Source organism: Paenibacillus sp. FSL P4-0081 (genome assembly GCF_000758565.1).
GTDB classification, from domain to species: Bacteria; Bacillota; Bacilli; order Paenibacillales; family Paenibacillaceae; genus Paenibacillus_AQ; species Paenibacillus_AQ phytohabitans.
In genome coordinates this window covers 4,033,122-4,060,005 of sequence record NZ_CP009280.1, presented here as the reverse complement: position 1 = coordinate 4,060,005, position 26,884 = coordinate 4,033,122, and the positions used below count along the sequence as shown (strand labels likewise).

The following is a 26,884-nucleotide window of genomic DNA, read 5'->3' as shown; positions in this document are numbered from 1 at the left end:
TTATGTATTAGTAATAGGATAGCATGGAGGGCAGATATTACGCTGTCGTAATTTATCGAAGATCTTGAATTATATCCTATGTAAATAAAAAATGAGCGCTTTATAGCGCTCATCAACATCTAAAACATGTATGCTTGCATTAGGCGGCTCGGTGGTTCAGCAAGTTTAAAGGTTTTAACATACACATCTGACATTTTGTACCATGTAGCTTCATCAACAACCCCTTTATTCTTCTTTCCTTTCTCGTATATTTCTTGAAATTTAAGTACTGCCTTTTGTGTTTTTTCATCAAACACACCATTTACATCTACTGGAGGAAATGACTTATTCTTTTCTCTAAAAAGCTTTAAAAATTCTTGTATAGAAAATACATCACCACCATTAGAACCAAGCAATAGTGGAGATCCAGGGTAGGATTTCGGATTGCCTTCCACAACGTCTGCTGTCACTATTTCAAATTCAATTTTTAATTTGTCTAAGTAATACTTCAATAAATCCTGATGTGTAAGCTCGCGATTGTTCAGAGATCTATTATTTAAGCCGATTTGAGGAATCCCCCCATTGCTACATTTATCAGTTTTACCAGCACAATATTGCGTTAATAGTGGCTGGTTTTTTTCTTTGATCTTTATATATTTATTGAAGTATTTTTCAACAATTAAATCTGTATGCTGAAATGTAATCCCACCTTTAGGGTAGTGTTGATCTATATTTATATTGTTTGTAATGTTAAATTGATAACCAACATTACGATATAACTCTGTGTAAACTCGATTCAACGCGAAGGAATTTGACAATAAAAAGAGTGCTATTCCTGCTTGCTCTGTTAGATTTGCTATTCCACCAAATTCCTGGGCTGAAACCATCCTTAAGTATTTTCTAAAGTCCTCGGTAATAATCTTAGATTTATTAATAGGCTTAGCCGCTTCATAAGGATTAGCGGCTCCTAAATAAATATCAATCTCGGAAGGTATATACGGATATCTTGGTACTGAAATTGTTGGGGGAAAAGCATATAATGTCCCGGGTTCAGAAGGCAACTCTATTATTAATGGTTTTGGGTCTGGAATATTTAGAGGATTTTGAATTAATTTTGTGGGTTCTTGTTGAACAATACTATTTTCTTCTATCTCAATGACATTGTTTCTATATCCTGCTCGCGCTAGTTCTAATTGTCTTATTTGGAGTAATTCATCTTGATTAACTGTAATTCGATCATTCCATACTTGAACTCCAGATTTGATGTACTCTTGTTGCTCATTATATCTTCCTTGTATTGGGGGAACTTGAACAATTAGATCATATTTTTTGTAAGGAAGATTCGAATACCCACCGTTTCTTGATTCAAGTTCAATGTCATTGATTTGTCCTGAATTATTAGTTTCGAGTTCCTTTATTACCTTATCTCGCGATCCATGTTCAGTAATAAAAACTTTTGCCCCTGCAATGGGGTCCGCTTGATTTCGATCATTAATAGTTACATTTAAGATTCCACTCATTAGCCTACACTCCTTTATTTAGAATTAATGCATCATTCTATGCGGATTATGTGAAAATGGGCACTTATATGTTGAAGTCATCATTATCAATTAGTCTTTCATCAAAAGATCGGTTTATCTCATAATTCCTAAGAGATTAAAATCACTCTAACGTGTGTAATACGTTCGAGCCAGCAGTCATTAATGCTCATACTCAAGTGTCTTTACCCGATCTTACTTTGGAGACCACGTCGGCATAAAATCCATAAGCAACTTCTGGCACAATTTCCGCAAGTAATCGTACGAGATGTACTCTACTTTCTTCCACTCCTTGTCCCGGTCAAGGGCCCCTCCATAATGAACTATGGATATGCGGGTTGAATTCACATCACGGTCAATCGTATAAATCACTATAATGACGCCGACTTTCGTAGTTCTTGTTTTTATTTTTCCGGTAATAATTTTGAATGATTTTGGCTACTTGATTTATTCACCGTTTCCACGATGCTTCTGTCGAGCCCCTCAGAAAGGTTATGACCGTTTATCTCTATGTCTCCTGCCTGATTCTTCACTTTCATTCCCTTTTATTTTCCATACGGTGTAATGCACATTTTTTTCATTGTATAATTCCTATACAAAAAAGAGGAGCCCGCTTGAGCCCCTCCCCTTACTATCCCTGTCTACTGTATCAGCAGCCCAAATCCGGTCTGAATATAATACAGGCTTGGATAAGCAATATTGCTGGTAGTCAGGTTGTTGAATGTAGCCGAGCCGTTGCCGGTATACGTGTAGATCGCAGCTCCCTTATGGGCGCCGGAGAAGCGTGAGGTCGTTACTCCATCGAGCCCTGTGCCGTTAATGTTGATGTTGTTGAATACGATATTGGAGAATCCGCCTCCGTATCCGAACTGGATCGCATCGCGCTGGGTGTTGATGATATCGATGTTAGTGAACGTTACGTTCTTGATCGGGTCACTCGAAGCTTCGAGGTCAATCGCGCCGCGTTCCCCGTCATACAAGTCACGGCTGGTGCCGCTGTTGATAATCGTGGTATCCGAGAAAAGAATGCCCGTGTTATTGTTGAAATGCGCACCCGGGAAGGTCGTGTTCAGTCGGATGCCGGAACCGCCTACCGTGTCGATAATGTAGTTATGATCCGCCTTATGGCCGCTGCCTCCGAAGAAGGCAATCCCGCCTGCACGCCAGTTATTCTCAATGGTGTTGTATGAGAAGGTATTATTCACCCCATCCGGAGCACCGAAAGTGTTGCTCGGCCACACGGCCAGACCATCGTCTCCGTTATTGCGCACATTGGTGTTGCGGACGGTCGAGTTGCTGGTACCTTGGGAGTAGTTAATACCGTCAGCCAGGTTGTTGCGGATACGGCTGTTCTCCACAAGCAGATTGTTCGCGAAGATTGCCGGGGTCCGTGCATAATCCCCCACCCACATGCCGCATTCAAAATGCTCTACCCAGACATCATGGATAATAGAGTTATTGCCGAAGTTATCCATGAAGCCTTTGTAGATGGCATTCTGGTTGTAACGCGATCTCAGGTTCGAGTTCATATAGACATTGCTGAAATCAAGCTTACCCAGGATGCGGAGCGAGATCCCGCCGCCCGCAGCATTAGGATTGGTGAACTGCAGGTTGGTATGCCAGTAACCAGCACCAGTAACCGTAAAGTTATTGATCATATTGCTGACAGAGCCAATCACCCACATGCTGCTTAGATTGAAGGTTCCGGCTGGAATATAGAGCGATTTGCCGCCTGTGACTGCTGCTGTTACTGCACTGTTGAAGGCTGCAAGATCATCCTGTCCATCACCCGCAACTGCACCGTAATCGGTTACCGATACCGAGTTGGCCGGACGGGCGATTGCCGCCGGTACTGGCTCGATTTCCAGGAAGTCTACACCGTATTCCAGACTGTCCCCGTTATTCTTCTGAATACGGATCGTATCGCCGGGCTGGAGCGGTGTATCCATCTTCCAGTGTACTTCGTCGAAGCGGAACAGCGGACGTCCGGCACTTGGTGCATCACCAGGCTGGTCGCCGGAGAAATATTGCCAGGAGTAATAGGAAGTAAGCGGGATGGTTTTGGCTTTGGTGCCGTTTACGTATACATCCAGCGCTCCGGTAAGACCCATACCATCTGCCGAATCCGGCATGGTGAATCTCATCGTGACCCCGGCGCCGCCTTGACCTGAACGGACGGTCCACTGGGCATAAGAGCCATTCGAAGGAAGTGTTACGTAACTCTGGCCCGATGCTTCTGAAGCAATCAGCGTCTGATCGAAGTTTGGAGCAGATTTCAGTGCAGCAGCTCCGCCACGGGTCGCATCCTGCGTATCATAGCGGGCATAGGGCACGCTTGCTCCGCGCAGGGCATAAACAACCAGATTAACGGTATTCACATTATTAGCCTGCTTGGTCGTAACTTCATTCGCATCTGCAGCAATTGTTGTGGTGACGGTGTAATTGCCGTTGACAGCGCTCCATGTCCCCGGGATGGAGACATTCACAGAAGCACCGGCAGCAATCGCTCCGCTGTAGGATCCGGTGAAGGTCTGCACGGTGGAGCCAGCTGAATTCTTCAATACTACTGTGATTCCATGTGCACCTCCTGCGGAAGCAATCGTCCCCTGATTCTTGAGATTGACTGCAAAGGATACGCTATTACCAGCTACCGGATTGCCCGGTGTCCAGGATGTCGTACCTACAAGGTCAGAGCTTGATACAGGAGCAACAACAAGTGATGAAGGACTGCTGTAGCTGTTGTTGCTGTCATTCTGTTCAATGATCTGATTAGTCTCATCTACCTTGGCACTGAGCGGGTAGGTGGCGGCTGTTCGGGTACCGGCATTCAATGACACGGTTGCCGAAGCACCCGCTGCCAGAGCTGCTACCGGGGCCGAGCCTGCCAGCTCATTGTTCAGATAGAAATTGACTGTCGTGGCCGCTGCTGCGGCACTGCCGCTATTCTTCACGATGGCATTCAATGTAATCTCATTCGTTTCAACGGGAGAAGCCGGAGTCCATGACATGCCTGTAATCGTCAGGTCCGGGTTCGGTGCAGGTGTTCCATAGACCTGGAACTCGGCAATCTGTCCCGCAGGGGCACCTGAATTGGAAGTAATATTGATCTGGACACGCTTGACGGTTGCCGTAACGGGAATGGTCACCGTATTTCCGCTGGCTGGGTTGAACGTATACGCCTGAGCGGAGACCAGATTGCTGAAGGTTGTCGTGCTCTGATTATGTCCTAGTACTTGAATATTCTGAGTCCGTGTCCCCCATTCCGTGGCCGGGTTCAGCTTCAGTACAATCGAAGTGATGTTATGATTGGCGCCGAGATCAAGCGTGAGCGAATTTGGATTACCGCTTCCTTCCCAGTAAGTAGCCGTATTGTTATCGTTGGCATTACCGGCAACGAAATTCTGTGTGCTGGAGGATGCGCTGATTGCCTTACCAATAGCGATGTTCCCTCCAGGGGACACCGTTGGTGTGGGCACCGGTGTGGCTGTCGGTGTTGCCGATGCCGTCGGAACTGGGGTTGCGGTAGGCGCAGGTGTAGTTGTGGAAGTAGGTGCCACCGTAGCCGTAGGTACCGGTGTTGGTGATGGAGCCGTTGTAGGAGCTGTTGTAGGTGAAGGTGTCGGCGTGGCGGTCACTGCTGCCGCTACTACAATCTGATCCAGATTGACGTTACCCGTATCACCGGCATCATATTTGTAGGCGATGGTATTACTGCCGGAGTTCAGCGTCAGGAGCTCGGCCTTCGTGCTCCAGGTATCCCAGTTCGCCAGATTCGGCAAGGTGGACTGGCGGATTTTGACTCCGTTCACATAGATGCTGAGGGTCTTATCGCTTCCGCTCGCGTTAGCGTACTTCAGCGTAACATTCCGCGAACCCGCTGCAGCTACACTCACCGTGAAGGTAGTTGCCGGTCCTTGGGTCAGATAACCGTCAACAAAACCCGTACCGGAGTAACCCGCATGATCTGTGTTCACTTTCGCCCCGCCGGAGAGTGCAGCGGATTCTGCTTCATAGGTACCGGCTGGAACCGGTGTTGCAGCAGGAGTGACTGCAGGCGTGGCCGTTGGGCTGCTGGAGCCGTAAATTTCAAGCTCAGAGAACTGGGCTGCCGGCCATCCGGTGTTCGCGGTTACGAGCAGGCGCACATAACGCGTACTGGCTGCTGCAAAGTTAACCGTGACACTGTTGCCAGCAGCCGATGGATTAAATACATAGGCTGCCGAAGCCACGATATCTGTAAATGTGGAACCGTTCGTACTCCCTTGTACGGCCAGCGTCTGCGTGCGTGTCTCCCAGCCTGCAGGAATCTTTAGCACAAGCTGGTCAATACTGGTAAGCGCACCCAGGTCAACCTGAATCCACTGGGGAAAAGCATCATTTGTGCTTTCCCAATAGGTGCTCTGGTTGCTGTCCTTGACATTGTCAGGCGTATACGTTTGCGATTGGCCGCTGGAAGTAATGGTTTTGTTAAGTGTCAGATTCTGTCCACCGGCAGCTGATGAATGTGTCAGCGGTCCGGCGGCCATAAACAGAGTTGAGATTAGCAGCGTTACTACAAGCGACCATACGACATACTTGTTGCGCATTATAATCCTCCTTAATCTGATGTTAGAACGGCACATAGAATTTTCTGAAGTACTAGAATGATAGCGATTACAAAAAATTAAATCCTTACCAATCCATCATTTGCTTCCAACGTGCAGGTGCCACTCTACTGATATTGCCTCTACTCAACCGGCTTGCGATAGTTCTGCCCAGCCCCCTCTCACTGCAATACACACTCATTATAGTTTTAACGCAGTGCAATCTATAATAGCTAATTCTACGGAAAAGATAGGCGATTCAATGATCGTGATGATTTGCAGCAGCGGGTCAGCCCGAAACATCCTGAATAGACAAAAAAGCACCTCCGCCAGGGAAGTGCTTCGTACTTCACTTAGTATTTCGCATCGGATTTCTGCTCTCACAGGGCACCTTGGTCTGGCATAATCCGCAGCCAGCTCCTGATGTAGCCTCCCCGCCGCTTTGGGCCGCCCACTCCCGTGAACCCTGGCCATACACAAATTTCATGCAGGCGATTTTGTCATGGCCGTTTGTGCTGATCGCCTGCACCGGGCAGCGGGTAATGCAGACGCCACAGTTCCCTTTGCTGCATAACAAACAATTTCCCGTATGAGTAGCCGCGGATCTTGGATTAGACGGGAACTGCAAATCCGTTACTACCGACAGCAGCCGTATGGCAATTCCCTTCTCCGAAATGAATCCATCATTAAGACTGAAGGTGCCCAGCCCGGCAGCATAAGCAACATGACGTTCTGACCAATTGGAGATTGGGCCTGTTTCTGAACTGGAGATCCCGTACCAATCCGTATCCAGCGGCGCAGCCGCAAGGCGGCCAAGTTTTTTTAAATAATCTGTCAGATAAAGGCGGGCCGCCTTCAAGAAATACTCATCCCCGAACGTACGCAGCAGGGCCCACTCCCGTGAAGCTCTTTCCTTTTGCTGGCGGTTGGCCTTCCTGATGGATTCATGAATGGGCAGCACTATGCTGATCACCGAACCTCCATTGTAGGTCCCTGAACCGAATGAACGCTCTATTACCTCTTTTGGCGTTGCATGGCCGGGACCAATAATGCTTTTATACTCCTCAAACAAAGGATCGTCAGCTGAAGCAAATTGAATGATAGGCTCATCATAATAAGGTCCCTGAAGTACATCTGACCAGTTCAATGGGCTCTCCTTAACAAAGGCTTTCATCACTTCAATAATGAGCTGCTTCTGTTCCTCTTCCGCTCTTTCATTAATTGCAGTACTGTCTGGGTGCATGGTCTTCCCTCCTCTTGAGTGTACTCTTTCTATCCGGAAGTTAACGTGTATATACACGTATTGGCGATAAGCAACTGCTGTTGCGTCATTACTGCGTAAAGTTTGATGAACCAAGAGTCGAGATTATGCTCAGGCCATCAGTTTTTCCACTTTGGATAAAAGGGTAGTAAGTACTTTCATATCTTCATCGCCCAATGCCTCCTGCAAAAAACTCTGCGCCTGCTCCCATTGGTTCCCGGCAGCTATATATTTCACTTTCCCGCTCTCCGACAGGATCAGCAGGCGGTTCCGGCTTCCCTGCGGAGAAATATCCTCCACATAGCCAATCTGTTCCAGTGCCTTGAGATTGCGGACAATAGTGGTCCGGTCCAGTCTCATCTTAAGTGCCAGGTCGCTGACACTTGCCGGTCCGAGGGAGTAAATATGCTTCAGTAAAGAAAACTGGCTGATATTTAAACCGCTTGAAGACAGAAATCCGTCATATATTCCTGTAACTGCTGAGGAAGCCCTCCGCAGATTAATACAGCTGCAGACACTGGAAACGCGGATATTGGGTGAAGAAGGGTCTCCGGCTGTTGTCATAGATTATTCTCCTCCTGTTGTATTTATCGTGTACATACACTATTTCAAAATGGAGAGCTTTTGTCAGAGTCATTTATCACAAGGACGCGTAATTTGAAAAATGAAAATAATCCTCCCTGAATCTTCAAGGAAGGATTGTGGATACAATGGTTTGAATTTCTAAGACAACTCTTTGATATACCAGGCGTCGCAGGCATAATGCTCTGAACCGGCAAGCGGAGCATCCAGCAGCCCGAAACCATGTTTGAGATAGAAACGGCCTGCGGCCTGCATGGTCTGCAGCGTCTCCAGATAACATCTGCTGTAATGTTGCCTGGCGAATTCCAGTGCCGTCCCTAATAAATCTGCAGCAGCTCCTTGGCCGCGGATGGCGGATGACAGATACATTTTCTGCAGCTCACAGATCCCGTTCTCCTCATCAAAAGGTGCAATTCCGCAGCCGCCAAGCACCTCCCCATCTTCTTCAACAATCCAGTAAGCCCTGTTCGCAGCACTATTGTAATAGGTGTATAGGTCATGCATGCTGTCATCAGCCCAGGCGAGACCGTCACGGTTGCCCCCGAATTCAATCAGACATTCCCGGATAATCCCTTCAATAGCCGCATTATCTCTGCGCTCTATGTATCTGATATTCATCATTCTGTTAAGCCTCCCGCCATTCTTCCGGGCTATATCCCGTTATCCTATACACTTTATCATAACAGCACACTTCCTACTCCATCAACTCGCAAAAAGCCGCAAACACCCCCCTTCATACCTGTGGAATAGGATGTATTTGCAGCTCAATATCTAAAAGATTATACTTTGATTACTTTTTGACATCCTCCATGCTGGCTCCGAAATTAATAGGATAGATCCATCCATCCAGGACAAGTGCCGGAACGGATTTCACTCCTGCCAGCTCAGCTTCTCCAATCCGGGAGGTGTCCGTGCTGAAATTCACGACTTCAATTTCAGTTTTGGCCGGGTCCAGATAGTTCAGAATCATCTGCTCCGCATCTACACATACCGGACAGCCCGCATGATAAAACACCGCTTTTGCCCTTGTAATTTCTCTTTTCTAAGTTTTGTTGTTTCTGACAACTCTTATTTTAGAGAATGGCAGGTGCTTTTTCTATTCAGAATAGGCTATCATTATCATAGTTTCAGCCAATTGCAAATTAAACAAAGGAATGAAGTGAATCCTCATGGAAATGAAGCAGCTGGAGTATTTCTTGGCCGTGTGTGAAGAAATGCATTTTACCCGCGCAACGGACAAGGTCCGGATATCGCAGCCTTCGCTTAGCCAGCAGATCCGGAATCTGGAGTATGAGGTCGGCACCCCGCTGTTCGACCGGATCGGCAAGAAGATCGCGTTGACCGAAGCGGGAAAAATACTCAAGCATCACAGCCAAAATATCTTCTACGAATTAAATCAATCCAAAAATGCGATCGACGAGCTGCTTATGAAGCCTGGCAGGACGGCATCCCTATGAAGCAGCTTGCGGAGCTTCCCCTCGTTCTCCTGCCGGACAACTTCTTCATCCGGCAGCTGTTGAATGACTACAGTGAATCATTAGGATTCACAATTAAGCCTTTTCTGGAGATGACCACGATAGAGGCACTTGTCCATATGGCGGAGAGCGGCATGGGCTGCACGGTTCTGCCCCGCAGCTTAATGGAGCATCTGCAGAAAGATTCAGTACGGGTGCTTCCGATTATTAATCCTTCGCCGACACGCCGGATAGGCGTTGTGTTTCGCAAAGAAAAATACATGTGTGCAGCGACCAAGCGCTTCATCCGCGAGCTGCAAGAGAATGCTGCACATTTCAAGGAGAGCGTCTAATGAACAAACTTGTATTTTTCCTCGGTCCGGGCGGGGCCGGCAAAACAACACTCGCCAAAACCATAGCAGCCCGGCGCCCGGCCTCTGTATTCGATATGGATATTCTGCTGCGTCCGGCAGCTACCGCGATCATGACTATGCATGGACTGGACCCCGATGACAGGGATTCGGATGAATATAAAAGCTTATGCCGGGACCTGGGGTACCGGATTACAATGGACGCTGCACTGGACAATATCGGCCTTCAAAGCGATATATTCGTCGTAGGTCCCTTCACCAAGGAGGCGGCCGACCCGGAATGGATCGGGCGTGAACTGTCGCGAATCGGACGTACACTGGCGGAGGTCGAGGTCAAAGTTGTCATGGTCAGTCTTCCAGATGCGGCAGCGTTCCGTGAACGGCTTGAGGGCAGACAGTCCCCTCTGGACGCCTGGAAGTTCGCACACTGGGATGAGTTCAGCGCTTCCCTGGGCAGCCGCACCGTGGCATGGCCGCTTCCGGCTTCGCAGGTGGCACAGATCGATAATTCCCATCCGGACAGGAACGTTGCTGCTGCGGCTGTGGAAGCTTTTATTTACGGGGAGGCATCTTCCTCCGCATTCCTTATCGAAAAGAACCTCCCGCCTATAATAATAGACTGAGAGGTTCCTTTGTAATTCGAATATTTATTATTGTTTTATCGCATGAATATAATGAATCGTCTCAAAAGCGGTCAAAGCATCACTCCGGTTGCTGAAGAATCTGTCATTGATCTCCGCCGGGGACAAGTGCTCATAAATCAGCAGGCCTGCTTGCTCCAGCAGCTGCTCCATTTCATGATAAGCGAAACAGGATTTCATCGGCTCACCGCTGACGGCAGCCATCTGTAGCATCTTTTCCACCCGGCCGGACACTCCCTTCTCTTCAAAAAGCCGCTCATCCGCATAATCCAGCACGATAGAGCTACCTGCCGGGAGACCGGCGAATACTTCAGTAATCAGTCTGGCATTCTCCTCTTTCGTGAGGTAATAGGACACACCCAGCAGGCTGAAGAAGGTCTTGGCTTGTGAATCAAATCCTTGCCCAACCAGATTGGAAGAAGAGAATTCCCTGGTGAAGTCCATGGGTACAAAGTGAAGATTGACCGGAACTTCCAACCCGGCGTCACTGAGCCTCTGCTGCTTGAACTCCTGTGTAGCCGGATAGTCCACTTCAAATATCTCCAGCAGGTCTTTCAATTCAGGATGACGGTAGCCAAAGGTATCAAGTCCGGCTCCAAGGATGACATACTGCTTCAGTCCTAAGGTTAGCTCATGCAGCAATAGGGCCTCACAGTAAGCAGCACGCGCGAGCGGTGTCGGAGACAGCTGTACATGTGTAATCCATTTCAGAATGGCGTCCGGATCATCCTTATGTTGATTTGCAATGTCTGTGTTGAAAAAAGAGATGCCCTGCACCATATTCTTGCGGATGTCTGAAAACTCCTGCGGTGAAATCAAGTCTTGGGCCAAATAATCATCGAAAATCTTGGGTGTGTCATATTTACTGTGATAGGCTCGGCCAAACGCTGCTACTTTGGAAGTCAAACTGGACTCATTCTGCTTCAAACGTGTATCCTCCCATATAAAAATAAGATTCCCCCGGCCGGGAGAATCTTATTATATACACAAACTATTAATATGTAAATTATAGCATAATTAATATATTTTGTCAATGATAAAATTCTCCAAGAAAAGCACCAGCTTCCCTGAAACTGGAGATCACCCCGCTGCCGACAGCTGCACAGAGCGCTGCTCCTACAGCAGCCTCTTCAGTTTGCGCACCGGCTGTGAGCGGCACTCCGAATGCTGCTTCAGCCTTGGCACACAGCACAGGATTACTCCGCAATGCATTACCGGAACCTATGAGGCGGGTGAACCCCTTCGCCCCCTGCTGCTCCAGATCCTTCAGGAAGCCGTATAATTCATCAATCATCCCCTGGAGAAAAGCATGGGCCAGTCCGGCAGGTGTGAAGTTATCTAGTGTGATTCCCTCGATGCTACCGCGATTGCCCGGCTCAGCTCTTGTACCCAGAAACTGTGTATTCACCTTTAGGCCAGTGTTCTTTCCACCAGATGGCTCTTCCGTAAGCAATTGAGCCAGCAGAGAATAGATATCTGCAGGTGCTTCTCCTGTGTAAGCTGTGATCAGCTGCCGGATGAAGCCTTCCAGCAGAGCATAGGATCTGCCGCCGCTAAGCGCAGCCCCTACCATGAGTACTCCACCGCCCGGATAAGGGCGCACCTCCATTGCTGAAGGAGCAGGGGTGTATTCAGGAAGCCAGGCCGATAGCTGGCTGCCCGTGCCGATGTTCAGCAGCAATGAACCGGCGGGCTGCGGCACGCTGCCCAGGAAGCTGGCCTGATTGTCCCCGAGTGAGGTGTACACAGGTATTCCCTGCGGTGTAGCACCGATTGCAGTCCCTGAAGGGACGACCGGCGGCAATATCGCCACATCGATTCCGGCCTGAATGAGTGCTATTTGATCAAAATCGCCCGTCTGTAAACTGAAGCCACCAATGCCGGCTGCCTGTGTTGCATCAATTAAAGGTACCGCGCTGTTTGCCAGCCTCATCGCGATGTAATCCGCAATCGTGCAGAATCGGACCGCATTCCCAGGCACCAGCTGATGCTGCAAATTATAATAATGAGTGGCCAGTCCGTAGCCTGGAGCTATATGATATCCGGCAAGTACGCTTAGTTTCTGCGCATAAGTGTAACTGCTGTCCTCCACACAAGGCTGGCCGCCTCTCCCATCCTGCCAGGTATAGAGCGGGCCCAGAGGATTGCCGCTCTGGTCTATATATAGAATCCCGTGCATCTGCCCGGTCAGGCCGATTCCTGCTGCTTCCGGCTCCCTTGACAGCAGGAGACCAAGGATACGTTCAGCCTGCTGCAGAATAATCCCCGGCTCCTGCAGACGTTCCCATTCATGATTCCGGCTGGATGGTTTACTTGTTTGTTCCTCAGTAATCGTATGCAGGACGGTTCGTGTCTCCAAATCGTAGAGCAATCCGGAAATTGAGGTGGTTCCGATATCCAGTCCGATCATGATCATGTACTTCATCCTCTTTCCGTTCATATAGCCTATATGGTAAGCCTTCACGAAGTATAGCGTCAACCCGGCGCATAAAACCCCATGGATCAAATGATACTAGACCAGACAAAGTATAAATTCAAGCGGGAGGCGTACATGTGAGACTTCAGAACAAAGTGGCAATAGTAACCGGCGCGGCATCCGGTATGGGCAAAGCGATTGCGGCTCTCTATGCCAAAGAAGGTGCTAAGGTAGTAGTGGCGGATATTCACTTGGAGGCTGCGGAGACGGTGGCCGGGGAGATTAAGTCCGGCGGCGGTGAAGCCCTCGCGGTGAAAGCAAATGTTGCTGATGAATCTGATATCCAGAACCTGATCGACACTACAGTAAAAACCTACGGAACCGTAGATATCCTGGTGAACAACGCGGGGATTATGGATAACTTTGAACCGGCAGGTGACATTGAGGATGACAGCTGGAACCGCATCTTTGCCGTCAATACTACATCCGTAATGCGTGCTACACGTAAAGTACTCCCTATCTTCTTGGCTAAACAGCAAGGGGTGATCATTAACGTAGCATCCGCAGGCGGACTTTTTGGTGCCCGGGCAGGTGCAGCTTACACAGCCTCCAAGCATGCGGTTGTCGGATTCACCAAGAATACCGGATTCATGTATGCTCCTCAGGGCATCCGCTGCAATGCGATTGCTCCGGGCGGGGTGGAGACCAATATCGGATCTACCATGACGCATATTAATGAATTCGGTATGGGACGTACGCAGCCGGGATTGGCTCTTAACCCGCGCACAGGCAAACCGGAGGAAATCGCGCAGCTTGCCCTGTTCCTCGGCTCAGACGAAGCAAGCTTTATTAATGGAGCGGTGGTAACGGCTGATGGCGGATGGACTGCTTATTAAAAGTCTGCGCTGCTTCAAAAGAAAGGCCATCTCCCGTTATTCACGGTTGATGGCCTTTGTTACATACCGTTGTTAGTTGCGTGCATCCTGCACCCTGATATTACTGCCGAACAAGGTAGAATCGCTTGTCAGTTTGTAGGCTGGGTAGCCTTCCTCTGCTTCCAGTCGCATGATCTCATCGAATAGGGATTCCTGCTGCCGGTCACACAGAAAGGTAAAGGGTTCGGTTTGAAATACGATATCCGTCGGGGAAGGCCCGCTTACAATCCGGATGACTAGAACGCCATTGCAGCCGCAATCCTCTGTATCATAGAACATTTTGAATTGCCCGGGCTGGCCGGCAAGGCTCTGCGCAAGCCGTTCTTCGGTGAGCGGGTTTAGTTGTATTTGCATCAGATATTTCTCTCCTTTGTTGGGCAAAATGCCTGCGAATTCGATCAGGTGTCCAGTATAGTGTGTATTTTGCCCGGACTCCTGTGACAGCAGTCACTTTGGGTATGACATTAATATAACATATCATCAGGCGTTGACGTGCCCAAGCCTGTGCTTGGGACATATCAACGCCTGATTAGGGATATACTATATCCTAGCCGATCTGTGAGCGCACTGTCTTTTCCAGGCTGAGCAGTTCCTCTCTTACCTTAACCACTTCGCCAATAATGATGATGGCCGGATTGCTGATTCTCATCGCCGCTGCCAGTTTGCCGATACTGCCGAGCGTTCCGGTCACTGTCCGTTCGCGCACTGTTGTCCCGTTCTCAATCAGGGCAATAGGTGTCAGCGGATCTTTGCCATGCTTAAGCAGCTGATCACAAATCTCGCCCAGTTTGCTGACTCCCATATAGATGACAAGGGTGTCCACACTATGGGCAAGTGCATCCCATCGTACCGGAGAGTCCTGATCATGGCAGCGGCTGCCCGTCACGATAGCGAATGAAGCCGCCAATCCGCGATGGGTCAGCGGGATTCCCGCGGAAGCGGCTGCGCCGATCGCCGAGGTGATCCCGGGAATCACTTCGTATGGGATTCCCGCTGCAGCGGCTTCCAGCGCTTCCTCTCCGCCGCGTCCGAAGACAAACGGGTCTCCGCCTTTCAGGCGTACCACGTGACATCCGCCTGCAGCATAGTTGATCATCAGCTGCTGGGTGGATTCCTGCGGCATCGAGTGAAGTCCGGGCGCTTTGCCGCAGTAGATGCGCAGAACATCGCTTTTGGCATAGCCCAGCAGCTCTTCATTCACCAGGCGGTCATACAGAATCACATCTGCACTCTGAATACGCCGCAGTGCCTTGACTGTAATCAGCTCGGGATCACCGGGGCCTGCACCGACAATGGATATGCTGCCCTGCTTCATAGGCTTTTCTCCAGGGCGGCTGTGGCTGAGATCACTGTATCACGTCCCGGCGTCAATCCGGTTTCAGAAGCGGCTCCGGGTTTGAATCTTTTTTGCGACAGATAGAGAAGAATGCCCGTGAACAGCAGGCCTCCGGCGAAATTGCCGATCAGAACGGGAATGCCGTTCCAGATCCACCAGTCCGCGAAGCTGACATTCGCGCCAAGCATCATTCCGGCAGGAATAACGAAGAAGTTGACAACCGTATGCTCGAAGCCTTGCCCGAAGAAGGTCAGGATCGGCAGCCACATGGCGAAGATTTTACCGGATGTGGACTTCGAGGTCATAGCCATTACCGCACCCAGCGTAACCATCCAGTTGCAGAGCATCGCTTTGATGAAGACAAGGGTCATCCCCTCAGCCCCCATGCTCTTGTATGCTGTAGTCTTAGCCTCACTGGTCGAAATTAATGTCTGGATCAGCGGATTCGACATATCCGTCCCCATCTTCGTAATTGTGAGTCCATACAGAGCTGCGTATACTGCGCATCCAATCAGATGCCCGATAATAACCCAGAAGAAATTACCCAGCATCCGTTTTATTGTTGTCCGCTTCTCCAGCACAGCCAGCGGGACCAGGGCAAAGCTGCCGGTGACGAGTTCTAGCCCAAGCAGAATGATCATCACAAAACCTACAGGAAACAGAAGTGCACCAACCATCGGGATCTTGGTCTGGGCGGTGGCGGTAAAGGCCAGTGTTGTGGCACAGGCCAGTATGGCACCCCCAAGGCTGCCGCGGACAATCAGCTGCATAATGCCCAGTTCCGCTTTGGTCTTGCCGGCTTCAATCATTGAGGTCAATACTTCACTTGGTTTGACATAGTCCATTAGGAATCCCCCTTATATGCTCGGATGAATTATATCGTTAGGTACAAGCTGCCGCTGGTGTGATCAACCTCCACCTCATAGGTTGTCACATGCCCTGTATCCGGTGCCTGCACGTCACCGCTATGGAGATCGATCCGCCAGTCATGGAGCGGACAATGCACCTTGGAACCGCAGACCATTCCTTCGGATAAGACTCCGCCTTTATGCGGGCATTTATTCTCCACTGCCAGCACCTCACCGCTGCTTAACCGGAACAAGGCAATCTCGGTATCTCCCACCCGTAACTTACGCGATCCCTTGATGTCAATATCGTTCAAGTTACCAATGAGCATCTTGGTCATTGTCATTTGTAAGCCCCCTTAGACTGTCTCCGGCAAGGAGATCGGTTCGAAATTTTTGCGCAGCTCCGGTGTATTCACAATTTGCTTCCATGGATCGGTGGTAAGACTAAGCGTCTTCTGAATTCTCTCCTGCAGCGCCAATCGTGCCTCGCGGGACTCCAGCGCCTGCTTGATGCTGTCAAGCCCGACACGTTCCACCCACTGGGCAGTCCGTTCATTCCACCCGGCATTCTCACGGTAATATTGCAGGAACGCACTGGCCCACTCCATCACCTCATCATCGGTCTTCACCACGCAGAGCAGTTCCGTGGCCCGGACATGAACGCCGCCGTTACCGCCGATATGCAGCTCCCAGCCGCCGTCAATGGCTACGACTCCGAAGTCCTTAATTGTCGCTTCCGCACAGTTGCGCGGACATCCGGATACGGCCAGCTTCACTTTGCCCGGTGTGTTCAGCCGTTCAAAAGCCTGTTCCAGCCGGATACCCATTCCAAGGGCATCCTGTGTGCCGAACCGGCAATAGGTGGAGCCGACACAGGTTTTCACTGTCCGCAGTGTCTTGCCGTAGGCATGGCCGGAGGGCATATCCAGCTCTTCCCACATCCTCGGCAGGTCCTCCTTCTTCACCCCAAGCAGATCGAGCCGTTGTCCGCCGGTGAACTTGACCAGCGGCACCTCGAACTTCACCGCAACTTGGGCAATCTTGATCAGTTCAGCTGGAGAGGTAACACCGCCGTAGATTCTCGGTACCACGGAATACGTACCGTCCTTTTGGATATTGGCATGGTAGCGCTCATTGGTGAATCTCGATTCATTCTCATCAATATATTCTTCAGGATAGAGCATCCCCAGATAGTAGTTCAGGGATGGACGGCATTTGGCGCACCCTTCTTCGTTGCCCCACTCCAGGACATTCATGACTTCCTTGACGGTCATCAGCTTCATCCGCTTGATTTCGGCGACGATCTCATCCCGCCCGAGCGTGGTGCAGCCGCAGATTCCTTCTTTGACCGTTACGGCAGCCTCGCCGGCATATAGCTGCAGCAGTCCTTCCACCAGCGGCTTGCAGCCGCCGCAGGAAGCCGATGCTTTGGTGCAGGCTTTGATCTGCCCTACACTGGTACAGCCGCCGGAGGTAATCGCCTCGGCAATCGCCCCTTTCGAGACTCCATTGCAGCCGCAGATGATCTCATCATCCACCATTCCTTCAAGCCGGTTCCCTTTGGGTGCCAGCGCATCAGCAGATATTCCAAGCAGCAGCTCTTTCTCTCTCCCCTTAATATTCTCGCCCTTCTTAATCATCGAGAACAGCTGCGCCCCGTCACCTGTATCTCCGAACAGCACGGCTCCAATCAGTTTATCACCGTGAATGACCAGCTTTTTATACACACCATCGGTCTCATCCTGGAACCGCAGCGCCTTGGTGCCGGGCTGTTCGGTGAATTGTCCAGCCGAGAATACATCAACGCCGGATACTTTCAGCTTGGTAGAGGTAACCGAACCGGCGTAGCCTTCTGTTGTTACACCTGCCAGCCTTTTAGCCAGGACAGCGCCTTGTTCATATAGCGGGGCGACAAGCCCGTAGGCAATACCCCGGTGTTCCGCACACTCCCCGACGGCATAGATGCCGGGCAGACTGCTCTCCATATAATCGTTCACAATAATTCCGCGGTTGACTTCAATCCCGCTGCTGCGGGCAAGCTCTACATTCGGCTTGATGCCGACTGCCATCACAATCAGATCCGCGTCTTCAATGCTGCCATCTGCGAACAAAAGGCCTTTGACCCGCTTTTTGCCAAGAACCGCTTCGGACTGCTTCTTCAGCAGGAACTTCATTCCCTGGGCTTCCAGTTCCTTGCGCAGCATTACAGAGGCGGACTCGTCCAGCTGGCGCTCCATAATATATTCATGGATGTGGACTACCGATACCTCCATCCCCAGATGCAGCAGCCCTCTTGCCGCCTCCAGTCCGAGCAGACCGCCGCCGATCACCAGCGCTTTGCCATATTTTTGCGATACCTCCTGCATGATTTGTGTATCCTTGATATCCCGGAAGGCAATGACGCCCTCCTTCTCGGCACCTGGGATCGGCAGCATGAAGGGGTTGGAGCCGGTTGCCAGAATCAGCTCATCATAACTTGTAGTAATTCCTTTATCCGTATGGACTTTGCGCTCTACAGGATCAATGGAGGTTACGGTGTGTCCCGTATACAGCTGAATATTGAAGCTCCGGTACCACTCCAGGTCGTTGATTACGATCTCATCAAGGCTTGCACCGCCTGCAAGAACAGAAGACAACATGATCCGGTTATAATTCGGATGCGGCTCCGAACCAAAGATTGTAATGTCATAAGCCTCCGGCGCTAATTTGAGCAGATGCTCAATCGCCCGTACCCCTGCCATTCCGTTACCGACTAATATCAGTTTTTTGCGAATTGCTGACATGTCTCTCTCTCCTCTCCAGGTAAACAACAGAAATAGCCCGCTTCACTCCGCCCGGAAACATACTTCTTCCGTTGCGATTTAAGTGAAAGCAGGCGCCATTGCCGCTTCAACCGAATACATCGTTGTATTCGCAGAATTGATGAATTTGTTAAAACGACTATACTACAGCCATCCTAATTACGTCAATAATTATGACATATAAAATTTTATTATTTTAATTCATCGACAAAATTACCTGAACTGTGTTATATAATATTACATCATCTTTATTCCGACTGTACTTATTCTACACTGGTGTGCAGACTTATCCCCTTATTATATGTAAAAGGAGCGTCGTCAACTATGCATTCCCTGTTAGTTATAGATCCGGGCAGAACAGAGAATTCCGCAGAAGAACGCTCCTCCCCAACTCCTGACAGTATCCTCAGTTCCTGTGGTTATGTGATCGGGACGGCTGCTTCGGAAGATCAGGTCTTTCCGCTGATCGGTGACACGGATGCCTTCATTCTCCATCTCCCCGTTACTGAGATCAGCTATTGGAGAAGTATTCTGGTTCAGCACAAGGTTGCCCCGGTACTCTGGTGGTGTACCCCGCGGACCGCAACGTTATCCGTCTCTGCCTGTGGAGATGATATTATGGTGGACGGAATATTGTCTCCGGCGATGCAGCCCCAGGAGATCCACTGGATTCTTCACTTCAGCTCCAGGCAATGCTTCGAGCGCCAGCAATGGCTCAAGGAACGGGAACAGCTGTTATCCCGGCTTGAGGAGCGTAAATGGATCGACATGGCCAAAGGTATTCTCTCCAAAGCCAGGAACATCAGCGAATCCGAAGCTTACGACCTGCTGCGGAAGCAGGCCATGAACGAACGGAAACGGATGGTCGATGTCGCTACTTCCATCGTCAAGGTGTACCAGATGCTGCAGGATCAAACTTAAGGAGACTTCCATATGATTAATATTCTGAAAGAAGTTGCCCGCGGCAAACGCGGTGCCAAGGATTTAAGCTACGGGGAAGCGGAATATGCGGCGGAAGCCATTCTTGGACAGACTGCTTCTCCGGTGCAGATTGGCGCTTTCCTGATCGCCGAACGCATGAAGCTGGAGAGCCTGGAAGAGCTGGAAGCCTTCGTTGCGGTCTGCCGCAAATATGCCTCAAGGGAACCTGTCCAACAGGGGATCGATTGTGCCGGACCCTATGACGGCAGGGTGCATTCCTTCATCGCCACGTTCCCTACTGCCTTTCTGCTGTCTGCCGCCGGTCTGCCGGTTACCCTGCATGGCTCCGCAGGCTTGCCTCCGAAGTGGGGAATTACGCTGCAGGATATCATTCATGCATCCGGAATTGATATTGCAGGTCTGAGCCGCAGTGCGGCCATTGAGGCGGCGGAGGCCAGCGGTGTGCTGTTTGCGAAATCGGAGCAGTGGTGCCCGCCGCTGGGTGCTCTGCGCGGCCTGCGTGAAGACATTGGGCTGCGCACGATTTTCAACACAGCCGAGAAGCTGATTGATTATTCCTGTTCACCTTATATCGTCTTCGGCATTTTTCATAATACGGTATTCGACCGGATCTCCCGGCTGATTGTGAAGCTCGGATATCAGCGGGGACTGGTTGTTCAAGGCGTGGAAGGCTCGGAGGATCTGTATATCGACCGGCCGAACCGCGTATACCGCATTCAAGATGGAGCGGCGGAGCTGGATATCATTGATCCGGAGTCGCTCGGACTGGAAGTGCCCGTTCCGGAGGTCGATTGGACAGCCGAAAGACAGCTGCGTACCGCCGAGGAAGTGCTGCAGGGCGGCGGACATCTGGCGTTCTACAATCAGACACTGCTGAATGGTGCAGCCAGGCTCCATGTCGCCGGCAGGGTCAACTCTATTGAGGAAGGCGTCTATACCTGCAAGCATCTGCTGGACAACGGCCAGGCGTGGAACACGTATGCGAAATGGAAAAGCGCCATGCAAGGCAGCACAGCAGCCTCTCTCGGGCAGGTGTAGCCTGCTTTGCAGGCGTATATAGGGGCGGCAGACCGTATTGCGGTCTGCTATTTGCGCGCGCTTAAGCGCCGGGCTGCAGCATGGTGTTGCTTTGCTTTGCGGGAGTACCGGCAATCAGGCACTTTTTCTGCGGGAGCATACCGGGGTTCTACACGACTCATTCGCTAATGTCGAGGACTGAGATTCCGTTATTTCAGCAATTATGGCGAAATCGCATGACACGCGGACTCAGATTCCGTTAAGTGTCCGAAACACGCTTATTTTATGTCCGAATGTACAGGATAACGGAATCTCAGTCCGCGTACGCACCAATAGAAGCTTTTTACATGAAATAGAGGAATATCAGTCCGCTTCTTCACTTATTCGAACATCACCATCGCCAGCTTCAGTTCCAGCACCTCCAACACACCAGCATTACCAGTTCCACCAGCACCACCAACTCCACCAGCTCCACCAGTACCTTCAGTCCCACCAGTACCCGTTCTTAGCAAGCCCTCCACTTATCCGCATCTCTCCTGAAACGGCGGCTTACCCATCCCTATAAAGACAGTATTTTTTCAGCTAGTGTGAAGCAAATAAATTCTTGTCTGGCGAAAAAAAAGCACGCAGTCCGTTTTTGAACGGGTGCGCGCCTCTCATTTAATTCAATCCGTATGCAGCGCACTGCGGCGCTCGATGGCTCCGGCGGAGTCTTTAGAATCGCTTTTGCCGCCTAATTTGAACACCAGAATGCCTCCAACGATGATGAGCACGCCGATTAGCTGGTTAAACGAGAACGGAACCTTCTCCAGCCCCAGCCAGCCCAAGGAATCCCATAATAAGGCGAAGCCGAGCTGCGCAGTCAGGACGATCGAGATGGCATACGTTGCGCCAAGAATTCGGGTGGCCTGGACCAGACAGATGACGACGCCTACACCGATCATACCGCTGAACCAGTACCAGGGCTGCATATGCTGCAGCGTGAACATGTTCTTCCCTTCCATAATCAGCCCCATAATCAGTGAAGCTGCGAATCCCATACCCAGCACCAGTGTGGTGGTTGTCCAGGAGCCTGTATGCTCATTGACCTTGGCATTGAAAATATTCTGTAGACTAACCAGTGCACCCGCGATCAGCGCGAGTAGTATTCCTGCTAACATATCTGTTGCTCCCTTATATGCTGATTTGTATTGCCTTATTGCCTGGTTTTATTCGTAAATATTGCGGCTGGCCAGAGCTGAGAGCCCTTCCCTGTCCTTGACGATAATTGCCCCTGAGCTGCGCTCGGTCAGCCCTTCCTGGCAGAACTTCCGGATCACTCTGTTCAAATGCCTGTAGCTGGTGCCGATGAAATTCGCGGTATCCACCAGATTAATCGTATTCAGCTGGCCGGTAAATTGCGGATCCGATTCGTCGTAGGAGATGGACAGCAGGTAGCTGGCCAGCCGCACATCCACCGGATGCATCAGATTAAGACTGAGGAAGCTGGACTTCCGGTAGAACTTCTGAGTGATGATCTCCAGCATAAAATGCAGCAGCGGCGGATGATCCTTCGCATATTTATTCAGCCAGCGGTACGGCACCGCAATCATGTGAACCGGTGATACCGCCTCTACCGTATTGAGCATTTCCGTACCCTGAATATATTCAACATCGCCGATAAGCTCCAGCGGTGTTTTGAATGAGATGATTAGTGTTCTGCCCTCTGCCGAGGTCGTGTAAATCTTAAGCTTCCCTTTGACCAGCACATAGAGTGTGCTTGAAGGGTCTCCTTTGGAGCAGATATGCTCTCCCGGATCGTAGCTTAGCAGCGACAAGAGCTGTTTAAGCGGCTCTGTGAAAATATGATCGAGCTGGTGCTTCTGCAGATATGCTTGCAGCCGCCCGGAATCTTGAATTTCCTTCATCGCACAGGTTCACCTCCGCTTGACCTAATCATCAGAACTTCAGCACAACCACACCCAGGATCATCATCCCGATCCCGATAAACTGCGGCAGCTTCATCTTCTGCCTGGCTACCCCGAACCAGCCCTTGATGTCGATAACAAAAGTCAGGCACAGCTGGGCAATCAGCAAAGCAGAGATGGTTAAGGTGACACCGATGCTCTGAATCGCCGTAACCTCACTGAAAATAACGAATGCGGCAAATCCGCCGCCGATCAGATACAACGGATTAACCTTACGGAAGCCGTGTTTCTTCCCGTCCCGTACGATCAGCGCAATGACCAGCGCCATCAGGAACCCGGTGAACTGCGTGATCGTCGCTGCCTGCCACGTACCAATATCCTGGCTGATTCTTGCATTCGCTACCCCTTGCAGCGTAATGCAGGCCCCGCCTATAAATGCGAAAATTATCCCCTTCATCTGTCTCTCTCCTCTATATACTGTCTGCTTTAATTAAAAGCCAGTTTGCCGGATTCGGGAAGGACATATGTCCTGAATTGTAAAAGTGTCTGCGAGCGGCTGCCCGAAAGCAGCCGGTAAAGAGATAAAAAGCCCATTCCGAACCGGATTTCCGGCTCGAAACGGGCTTATAACAGTATGGTTTAGGAGAGCAGCTTCATTTCCCGCAGCTTGTCCATAATCATCACACTGACAGCTGATACGCGCGCTTTGTCTTCATAGGTTAACCAGGCCAATTCCTCGATTTCGGAAGCCGGGCTGAGTTCACCCGTGAACTCAGCCGTCAGGCAGGTCATACGGACTGAAACGCCTTCAGCTTTGCCATGCGCGGGAGCTTCAAAGCTTCCGAATTCTGCAATGGTCTCCGGTTTGATCTGAACAGATAATTCCTCTTCGATCTCCCGGATCAATGTCTGTGCATCGCTCTCACCAGACTCCCGTTTGCCTCCGGGGAAATAATAGGTGTCCTTTCCTTTGGAACGAGCGCCAAGCACCTTGCCATCCACGATATATATCCAGGCAACTTTATCTATGATTTCAGCCATTGTTCATCTGCTCCTTCATCGTACTTTAATATGCATATGCTGCTCCGCTTCATCCCAGGGGACCGGATACGCCTGGCCTTTGGCGCAGAAGATCGAGGTCGAGGAGTAAGCCGGATCGGCATTTTTATTATAATTCCGCTGCTGAATTACTGTTTCGGTCTGATGGCACGGCTGATAACCGGCGACTCTAAGCGACAGCGAACCCTTGCCCTGGGTCATGGAAGCCAGTCTCACCCCATAATTCATGAAGCTTGCCACTGGAACCGTACCGGTAATGACAGCCTTGGACTCTGTAATCTCAGGAGGGTTGAAGCTGCCGCTGGCCTGCTGGATATCACTCATTACTTTGCCCACGTAGTCTGAATCTATCCGGAGCTTCAGGTCATAGACCGGCTCCAGCAGCAGATTCACGGCCTGCTCCAGCCCTTGGCGTAAGGCCCGGTAAGCTGCTTCACGGAAATCTCCGCCGCTCGTATGCTTATTATGTGCTCTGCCGCTAAGCAGGGTGATCTTCAGGTCGGTCAGCGGTGAACCGGTCAGCAGGCCGTGATGGCCGCTCTCCAGCAAATGCTGCTCAATCTGATGCTGATAGCCCACGGCCAGATCATCCGGGTGACAGCTGTTGATGAAGGTAATACCGCTGCCGCGTTGCCCCGCCTCCAGCTTCAGATGAACCTCAGCGTAGTGGCCAAGCGGTTCGAAATGTCCGTAGCCATAGACGGTGCCAGTGATCGTCTCCTTGTAGAGAATCTCCGGCGGCCCAAAAGCAATCCGGATCCGGAACCGTTCAGCCATGATCTGCTCCAGAATCTCCAGCTGAATTCCGCCCATCACATGAATATGCAGCTCCTGCAGCTCTTCATCCCAGCTAACATTGAGCGAAGGATCTTCCGCGCCCAGCTGTCCAAAGGCATTCATCAGTTCTTTCAGGTGTACCGGCGGCTCAAAAAGGACTTTGGATTTCAGCGTAGGAATCAGGCCGCTTTCCTGTGAGTCCGTCAGTTCACCAACGCCCTCACCGGGCAGGGCCTCAGTAAGCCCCACAACCGCGAACAGTTCCCCTGCGGCAGCCCAATCGGCGGAAATATATTTGGTGCCATTATATTTGCGGATTCCGGTAACCCGCGCCGATACACGTTCCGGTCCATGTCCGTACATTAAGCTGTCCCTGTTCTTCAGAACTCCCTGTAGTGCTTTGAAGTAGGTGATACGCGTGCCTTTTTCGTCGTGGCGGATCTTGTAGACTCTCCCCGTAAAAGGCTGCTCATGATCGTACTCCGTGAAGGTTAACGCGTTCAGAACCTCCAGGAACCCGTCCACCCCTTGATCAAGCAATGCGGAGCCCTGCATACAAGGAAAGATGTCGCCCCGTTTCAACATGTCAGGCAGTGCACTGCGGCAGACGTTGTCAGGCAGAGCTCCTTCCAGATACAATTCCAGCAGCGCGTCATCACGCTCCGCTATAAATGCCCTCAGCTCATCAGTCAACGCCTCCCCCGTAAGCTGCGGCAGCAGGAAGGCATTGCCGCTGAGCTGCTGCCGGATCTCTTCGAGTACACGCTGCGGGTCCGCACCGGCACGGTCGGTTTTGTTAATGAAGAACAGGGTGGGAATGTTATGCTGGCGCAGCAGCTGCCATACGGTTTCCGTATGACTCTCTACACCCTCCACCGCGCTCAGAATGACCACTGCATAATCCAGCACCTGCAGACAGCGCTCCATCTCTGGAGAGAAATCAACATGGCCCGGGGTATCCAGCAGGAAATACCGCGAATCCTTATATACAAATTCCGCCTGATCGGCAAAAACAGTGATTCCGCGCGCTTTTTCAATCTCGTGGGTATCCATGAAGGTATCCTGATGATCCACCCGGCCCCGGCTGCGGATCGTTTCGGTATGGTAGAGCAGCTGCTCAGCGAAGGTCGTCTTGCCGGCATCTACATGTGCAAGCAGTCCGACGGTTATATTGTTCATAAGGTGCTGCTACACTCCTCCACGGATATGCGGAACAACCTCGGACTGATAGAATGCGCTCAGGCGCTCCATTTCAGTTGAACTATAGGAAGGAGCTTCAAGTGTAGCGAGATTATCCGCTACCTGAGTTTCATTCTTGAAGCCCGGAATCACACAGCTGACGGCGGGATGGTCCAGAATCCAGCGCATGGACGCTCTGGCCATATTGCCGCGTCCTTCAGCAATCCACTCCAGCTTGCGGGCCAGTTCCACTCCGGTAACAAACGGAAGTCCGGCGAAGGTCTCACCAACGTTGAATTGCTCGCCGTTCGCGTTGAAGCTGCGGTGGTCGTTCTCCTGGAAGGTACTGGTCTCCTTGAACTTGCCGGTCAGCAGACCGCTGGCCAGCGGCAGACGCACCAAGATCCCTGCGCCGCGGGCAGCCGCACGCGGTAATAACTCCAGCGCCGGCTGCTGGCGGAACAGATTGAAGATCACCTGAAGCGCCTCTACTCCCGGATATTCAAGGCAGAGCAGTCCTTCCTCTATCGTTTCTACACTTACACCGTAGTGGCGGATTTTACCTTCGGCCTTCAATTGGTCAAGGGCCCCGAAGACACTGCCATCCCGCAGAATTTCCATAGGCGGACAGTGAACCTGATACAGATCAATCGCTTCCCTTTCCAGCCGCCGCAGGCTCTGTTCACAATATTCGCTTATTCTGCGCGCAGAGTAATTCTCCGGATCATGAATATCACCGGCACGGCAGAATTTCGTAGCAATATGTATCTCATCCTGCTTGCCTTTGGTTGCCTTGGCCAGCAGCTCTTCCGCATGCCCGGAGCCGTATACATCGGCAGTATCAAAGAAATTAACGCCCTGCTCCATAGCCAGCTGTAAGCCCTTAAGCCCGTCTTCATCCCTGCTGTTGCCCCAGTCCCCCCCGATTGCCCAAGTGCCAAAGCTGACTTCACTTACTGACAAACCTGTATTTCCCAGCTTGCGGTATTTCATCGTAGAACCTCCGTTTATGAGTGTAGTTAGTGTAATAAACCCTATGGAACCGTTAACAACTGACCTTATTATTATGAATGGTTTGCGCGAGAAGGTCCAGTCTCTGTATAGCTATACCGCCCGTGCTTAATCTCAGACTAATCGGACTCAGAATCGCTTATATTACTCGATACTGTGCATTTGGGGCACGATTTAACCAGATAACGGAATCTCTCAGTCCGCTTCATCCTCAAAAGGTGGTTTCCTCACGAAATAGGGTCCTCTC

24 protein-coding genes and 1 pseudogene are annotated in these 26,884 nt (G+C 50.7%); 5 read left to right on the top strand and 20 right to left on the bottom strand.

Translation table 11 applies throughout. From position 1 onward, the window contains the following. Window positions 1–119: 119 nt before the first annotated feature. From P40081_RS17375 to P40081_RS17350, 6 genes are all read right to left on the bottom strand, one after another. A complete protein-coding gene (locus tag P40081_RS17375; RefSeq protein ID WP_042137176.1) occupies window positions 120–1,499 on the bottom strand; it encodes a peptidoglycan-binding domain-containing protein in 1,380 nt (459 codons plus the stop codon). A 659-nt stretch (window positions 1,500–2,158) separates the two neighbouring features. Continuing rightward, a complete protein-coding gene (locus tag P40081_RS17370; RefSeq protein ID WP_042137174.1) occupies window positions 2,159–6,103 on the bottom strand; it encodes a discoidin domain-containing protein in 3,945 nt (1,314 codons plus the stop codon). A 346-nt stretch (window positions 6,104–6,449) separates the two neighbouring features. Continuing rightward, window positions 6,450–7,343 carry a (Fe-S)-binding protein gene (locus tag P40081_RS17365; RefSeq protein ID WP_081969994.1) on the bottom strand — a complete coding sequence of 298 codons (894 nt, stop codon included), beginning with the start codon at window positions 7,341–7,343 and terminating at the stop codon, window positions 6,450–6,452. A gap of 129 nt (window positions 7,344–7,472) precedes the next feature. After that, window positions 7,473–7,925 carry a MarR family winged helix-turn-helix transcriptional regulator gene (locus P40081_RS17360; RefSeq protein ID WP_042137172.1) on the bottom strand — a complete coding sequence of 151 codons (453 nt, stop codon included), beginning with the start codon at window positions 7,923–7,925 and terminating at the stop codon, window positions 7,473–7,475. Window positions 7,926–8,084: 159 nt separating this feature from the next. Beyond that, a complete protein-coding gene (locus tag P40081_RS17355; protein WP_231575379.1) occupies window positions 8,085–8,564 on the bottom strand; it encodes a GNAT family N-acetyltransferase in 480 nt (159 codons plus the stop codon). 169 nt (window positions 8,565–8,733) lie between these two features. After that, complete coding sequence (locus P40081_RS17350; RefSeq protein WP_269323265.1) at window positions 8,734–8,958, bottom strand: thioredoxin family protein; 225 nt, start codon at window positions 8,956–8,958, stop codon at window positions 8,734–8,736. 154 nt (window positions 8,959–9,112) lie between these two features. On the opposite strand from P40081_RS17350, the pseudogene P40081_RS37585 reads away from it, so the two are divergent. Both P40081_RS37585 and P40081_RS17335 read left to right on the top strand, forming a co-directional pair. Further along, a pseudogene (locus P40081_RS37585) lies at window positions 9,113–9,750 on the top strand (LysR family transcriptional regulator). Beyond that, entirely contained in the window at window positions 9,750–10,391 is a 642-nt protein-coding gene (locus P40081_RS17335) for a P-loop nucleotide/nucleoside kinase family protein (RefSeq protein ID WP_042137166.1), read from the top strand. Before P40081_RS37585 ends, P40081_RS17335 begins: the two are co-directional and overlap by 1 nt. Before the next feature lie 27 nt (window positions 10,392–10,418). Here P40081_RS17335 and P40081_RS17330 read toward each other — a convergent pair whose 3' ends face one another. Together P40081_RS17330 and P40081_RS17325 are read right to left on the bottom strand one after the other, a co-directional pair. Next, window positions 10,419–11,336: a class I SAM-dependent methyltransferase gene (locus P40081_RS17330; protein WP_042137164.1), complete on the bottom strand. Its 918-nt coding sequence runs from the start codon at window positions 11,334–11,336 to the stop codon at window positions 10,419–10,421. 103 nt (window positions 11,337–11,439) lie between these two features. Then, complete coding sequence (locus P40081_RS17325) at window positions 11,440–12,825, bottom strand: sedoheptulokinase (protein WP_042137162.1); 1,386 nt, start codon at window positions 12,823–12,825, stop codon at window positions 11,440–11,442. A 137-nt stretch (window positions 12,826–12,962) separates the two neighbouring features. Between P40081_RS17325 and P40081_RS17320 the strand changes: the two genes are divergently transcribed. Continuing rightward, window positions 12,963–13,721, top strand: a complete 759-nt coding sequence (locus P40081_RS17320) for an SDR family oxidoreductase (protein ID WP_039291601.1) — start codon at window positions 12,963–12,965, stop codon at window positions 13,719–13,721. Between the two features lie 72 nt (window positions 13,722–13,793). On the opposite strand, the gene P40081_RS17315 is transcribed toward P40081_RS17320, so the two are convergent. The 5 genes from P40081_RS17315 to nirB all read right to left on the bottom strand — a co-directional run bounded on the left by P40081_RS17315 (window position 13,794) and on the right by nirB (window position 18,727). After that, window positions 13,794–14,114: an iron-sulfur cluster biosynthesis family protein gene (locus P40081_RS17315; RefSeq protein WP_042137160.1), complete on the bottom strand. Its 321-nt coding sequence runs from the start codon at window positions 14,112–14,114 to the stop codon at window positions 13,794–13,796. A 193-nt stretch (window positions 14,115–14,307) separates the two neighbouring features. After that, complete coding sequence (gene cobA / locus P40081_RS17310; RefSeq protein WP_042137158.1) at window positions 14,308–15,075, bottom strand: uroporphyrinogen-III C-methyltransferase; 768 nt, start codon at window positions 15,073–15,075, stop codon at window positions 14,308–14,310. Continuing rightward, window positions 15,072–15,941 carry a formate/nitrite transporter family protein gene (locus P40081_RS17305; protein ID WP_042137156.1) on the bottom strand — a complete coding sequence of 290 codons (870 nt, stop codon included), beginning with the start codon at window positions 15,939–15,941 and terminating at the stop codon, window positions 15,072–15,074. Before P40081_RS17305 ends, cobA begins: the two co-directional genes overlap by 4 nt. Window positions 15,942–15,970: 29 nt before the next feature. Then, window positions 15,971–16,282, bottom strand: a complete 312-nt coding sequence (nirD, locus tag P40081_RS17300; RefSeq protein ID WP_042141172.1) for a nitrite reductase small subunit NirD — start codon at window positions 16,280–16,282, stop codon at window positions 15,971–15,973. Window positions 16,283–16,300: 18 nt separating this feature from the next. After that, entirely contained in the window at window positions 16,301–18,727 is a 2,427-nt protein-coding gene (nirB, locus tag P40081_RS17295) for a nitrite reductase large subunit NirB (RefSeq protein ID WP_042137154.1), read from the bottom strand. A gap of 342 nt (window positions 18,728–19,069) precedes the next feature. Between nirB and P40081_RS17290 the strand changes: the two genes are divergently transcribed. Continuing rightward, window positions 19,070–19,666, top strand: coding sequence for an ANTAR domain-containing response regulator (locus P40081_RS17290; RefSeq protein WP_039291592.1), 597 nt, complete (start codon window positions 19,070–19,072; stop codon window positions 19,664–19,666). 12 nt (window positions 19,667–19,678) lie between these two features. Beyond that, a complete protein-coding gene (locus tag P40081_RS17285) occupies window positions 19,679–20,725 on the top strand; it encodes an anthranilate phosphoribosyltransferase (protein WP_042137151.1) in 1,047 nt (348 codons plus the stop codon). A 359-nt stretch (window positions 20,726–21,084) separates the two neighbouring features. Here P40081_RS17285 and P40081_RS39030 read toward each other — a convergent pair whose 3' ends face one another. The 7 genes from P40081_RS39030 to P40081_RS17255 form a co-directional block, all read right to left on the bottom strand. Next, a complete protein-coding gene (locus P40081_RS39030) occupies window positions 21,085–21,225 on the bottom strand; it encodes a hypothetical protein (RefSeq protein ID WP_197074369.1) in 141 nt (46 codons plus the stop codon). A gap of 144 nt (window positions 21,226–21,369) precedes the next feature. Beyond that, window positions 21,370–21,864, bottom strand: coding sequence for a DMT family transporter (locus tag P40081_RS17280; protein ID WP_042137149.1), 495 nt, complete (start codon window positions 21,862–21,864; stop codon window positions 21,370–21,372). Between the two features lie 48 nt (window positions 21,865–21,912). Then, window positions 21,913–22,611: a Crp/Fnr family transcriptional regulator gene (locus P40081_RS17275; protein WP_042137147.1), complete on the bottom strand. Its 699-nt coding sequence runs from the start codon at window positions 22,609–22,611 to the stop codon at window positions 21,913–21,915. Window positions 22,612–22,642: 31 nt separating this feature from the next. Further along, window positions 22,643–23,068 carry a DMT family transporter gene (locus tag P40081_RS17270; RefSeq protein ID WP_042137145.1) on the bottom strand — a complete coding sequence of 142 codons (426 nt, stop codon included), beginning with the start codon at window positions 23,066–23,068 and terminating at the stop codon, window positions 22,643–22,645. A 182-nt stretch (window positions 23,069–23,250) separates the two neighbouring features. Continuing rightward, entirely contained in the window at window positions 23,251–23,652 is a 402-nt protein-coding gene (locus P40081_RS17265; RefSeq protein ID WP_042137143.1) for an NUDIX hydrolase, read from the bottom strand. 15 nt (window positions 23,653–23,667) lie between these two features. Then, a complete protein-coding gene (locus P40081_RS17260) occupies window positions 23,668–25,626 on the bottom strand; it encodes a GTP-binding protein (protein WP_042137141.1) in 1,959 nt (652 codons plus the stop codon). A 9-nt stretch (window positions 25,627–25,635) separates the two neighbouring features. Further along, window positions 25,636–26,619, bottom strand: coding sequence for an aldo/keto reductase (locus tag P40081_RS17255; RefSeq protein WP_042137139.1), 984 nt, complete (start codon window positions 26,617–26,619; stop codon window positions 25,636–25,638). Window positions 26,620–26,884 lie beyond the last annotated feature (265 nt).

Bases quoted from the DNA above. Each gene is read 5' to 3' on its own strand.
- P40081_RS17375 (WP_042137176.1), bottom strand. From the start codon at position 1,499: ATGAGTGGAATCTTAAATGTAACTATTAATGATCGAAATCAAGCGGAC.
- P40081_RS17370 (WP_042137174.1), bottom strand. From the start codon at position 6,103: ATGCGCAACAAGTATGTCGTATGGTCGCTTGTAGTAACGCTGCTAATC.
- P40081_RS17365 (WP_081969994.1), bottom strand. From the start codon at position 7,343: ATGCACCCAGACAGTACTGCAATTAATGAAAGAGCGGAAGAGGAACAG.
- P40081_RS17360 (WP_042137172.1), bottom strand. From the start codon at position 7,925: ATGACAACAGCCGGAGACCCTTCTTCACCCAATATCCGCGTTTCCAGT.
- P40081_RS17355 (WP_231575379.1), bottom strand. From the start codon at position 8,564: ATGATGAATATCAGATACATAGAGCGCAGAGATAATGCGGCTATTGAA.
- P40081_RS17335 (WP_042137166.1), top strand. From the start codon at position 9,750: ATGAACAAACTTGTATTTTTCCTCGGTCCGGGCGGGGCCGGCAAAACA.
- P40081_RS17325 (WP_042137162.1), bottom strand. From the start codon at position 12,825: ATGATCATGATCGGACTGGATATCGGAACCACCTCAATTTCCGGATTG.
- P40081_RS17315 (WP_042137160.1), bottom strand. From the start codon at position 14,114: ATGCAAATACAACTAAACCCGCTCACCGAAGAACGGCTTGCGCAGAGC.
- cobA (WP_042137158.1), bottom strand. From the start codon at position 15,075: ATGAAGCAGGGCAGCATATCCATTGTCGGTGCAGGCCCCGGTGATCCC.
- P40081_RS17305 (WP_042137156.1), bottom strand. From the start codon at position 15,941: ATGGACTATGTCAAACCAAGTGAAGTATTGACCTCAATGATTGAAGCC.
- nirD (WP_042141172.1), bottom strand. From the start codon at position 16,282: ATGACCAAGATGCTCATTGGTAACTTGAACGATATTGACATCAAGGGA.
- nirB (WP_042137154.1), bottom strand. From the start codon at position 18,727: ATGTCAGCAATTCGCAAAAAACTGATATTAGTCGGTAACGGAATGGCA.
- P40081_RS17290 (WP_039291592.1), top strand. From the start codon at position 19,070: ATGCATTCCCTGTTAGTTATAGATCCGGGCAGAACAGAGAATTCCGCA.
- P40081_RS17285 (WP_042137151.1), top strand. From the start codon at position 19,679: ATGATTAATATTCTGAAAGAAGTTGCCCGCGGCAAACGCGGTGCCAAG.
- P40081_RS17280 (WP_042137149.1), bottom strand. From the start codon at position 21,864: ATGTTAGCAGGAATACTACTCGCGCTGATCGCGGGTGCACTGGTTAGT.
- P40081_RS17275 (WP_042137147.1), bottom strand. From the start codon at position 22,611: ATGAAGGAAATTCAAGATTCCGGGCGGCTGCAAGCATATCTGCAGAAG.
- P40081_RS17270 (WP_042137145.1), bottom strand. From the start codon at position 23,068: ATGAAGGGGATAATTTTCGCATTTATAGGCGGGGCCTGCATTACGCTG.
- P40081_RS17265 (WP_042137143.1), bottom strand. From the start codon at position 23,652: ATGGCTGAAATCATAGATAAAGTTGCCTGGATATATATCGTGGATGGC.
- P40081_RS17260 (WP_042137141.1), bottom strand. From the start codon at position 25,626: ATGAACAATATAACCGTCGGACTGCTTGCACATGTAGATGCCGGCAAG.
- P40081_RS17255 (WP_042137139.1), bottom strand. From the start codon at position 26,619: ATGAAATACCGCAAGCTGGGAAATACAGGTTTGTCAGTAAGTGAAGTC.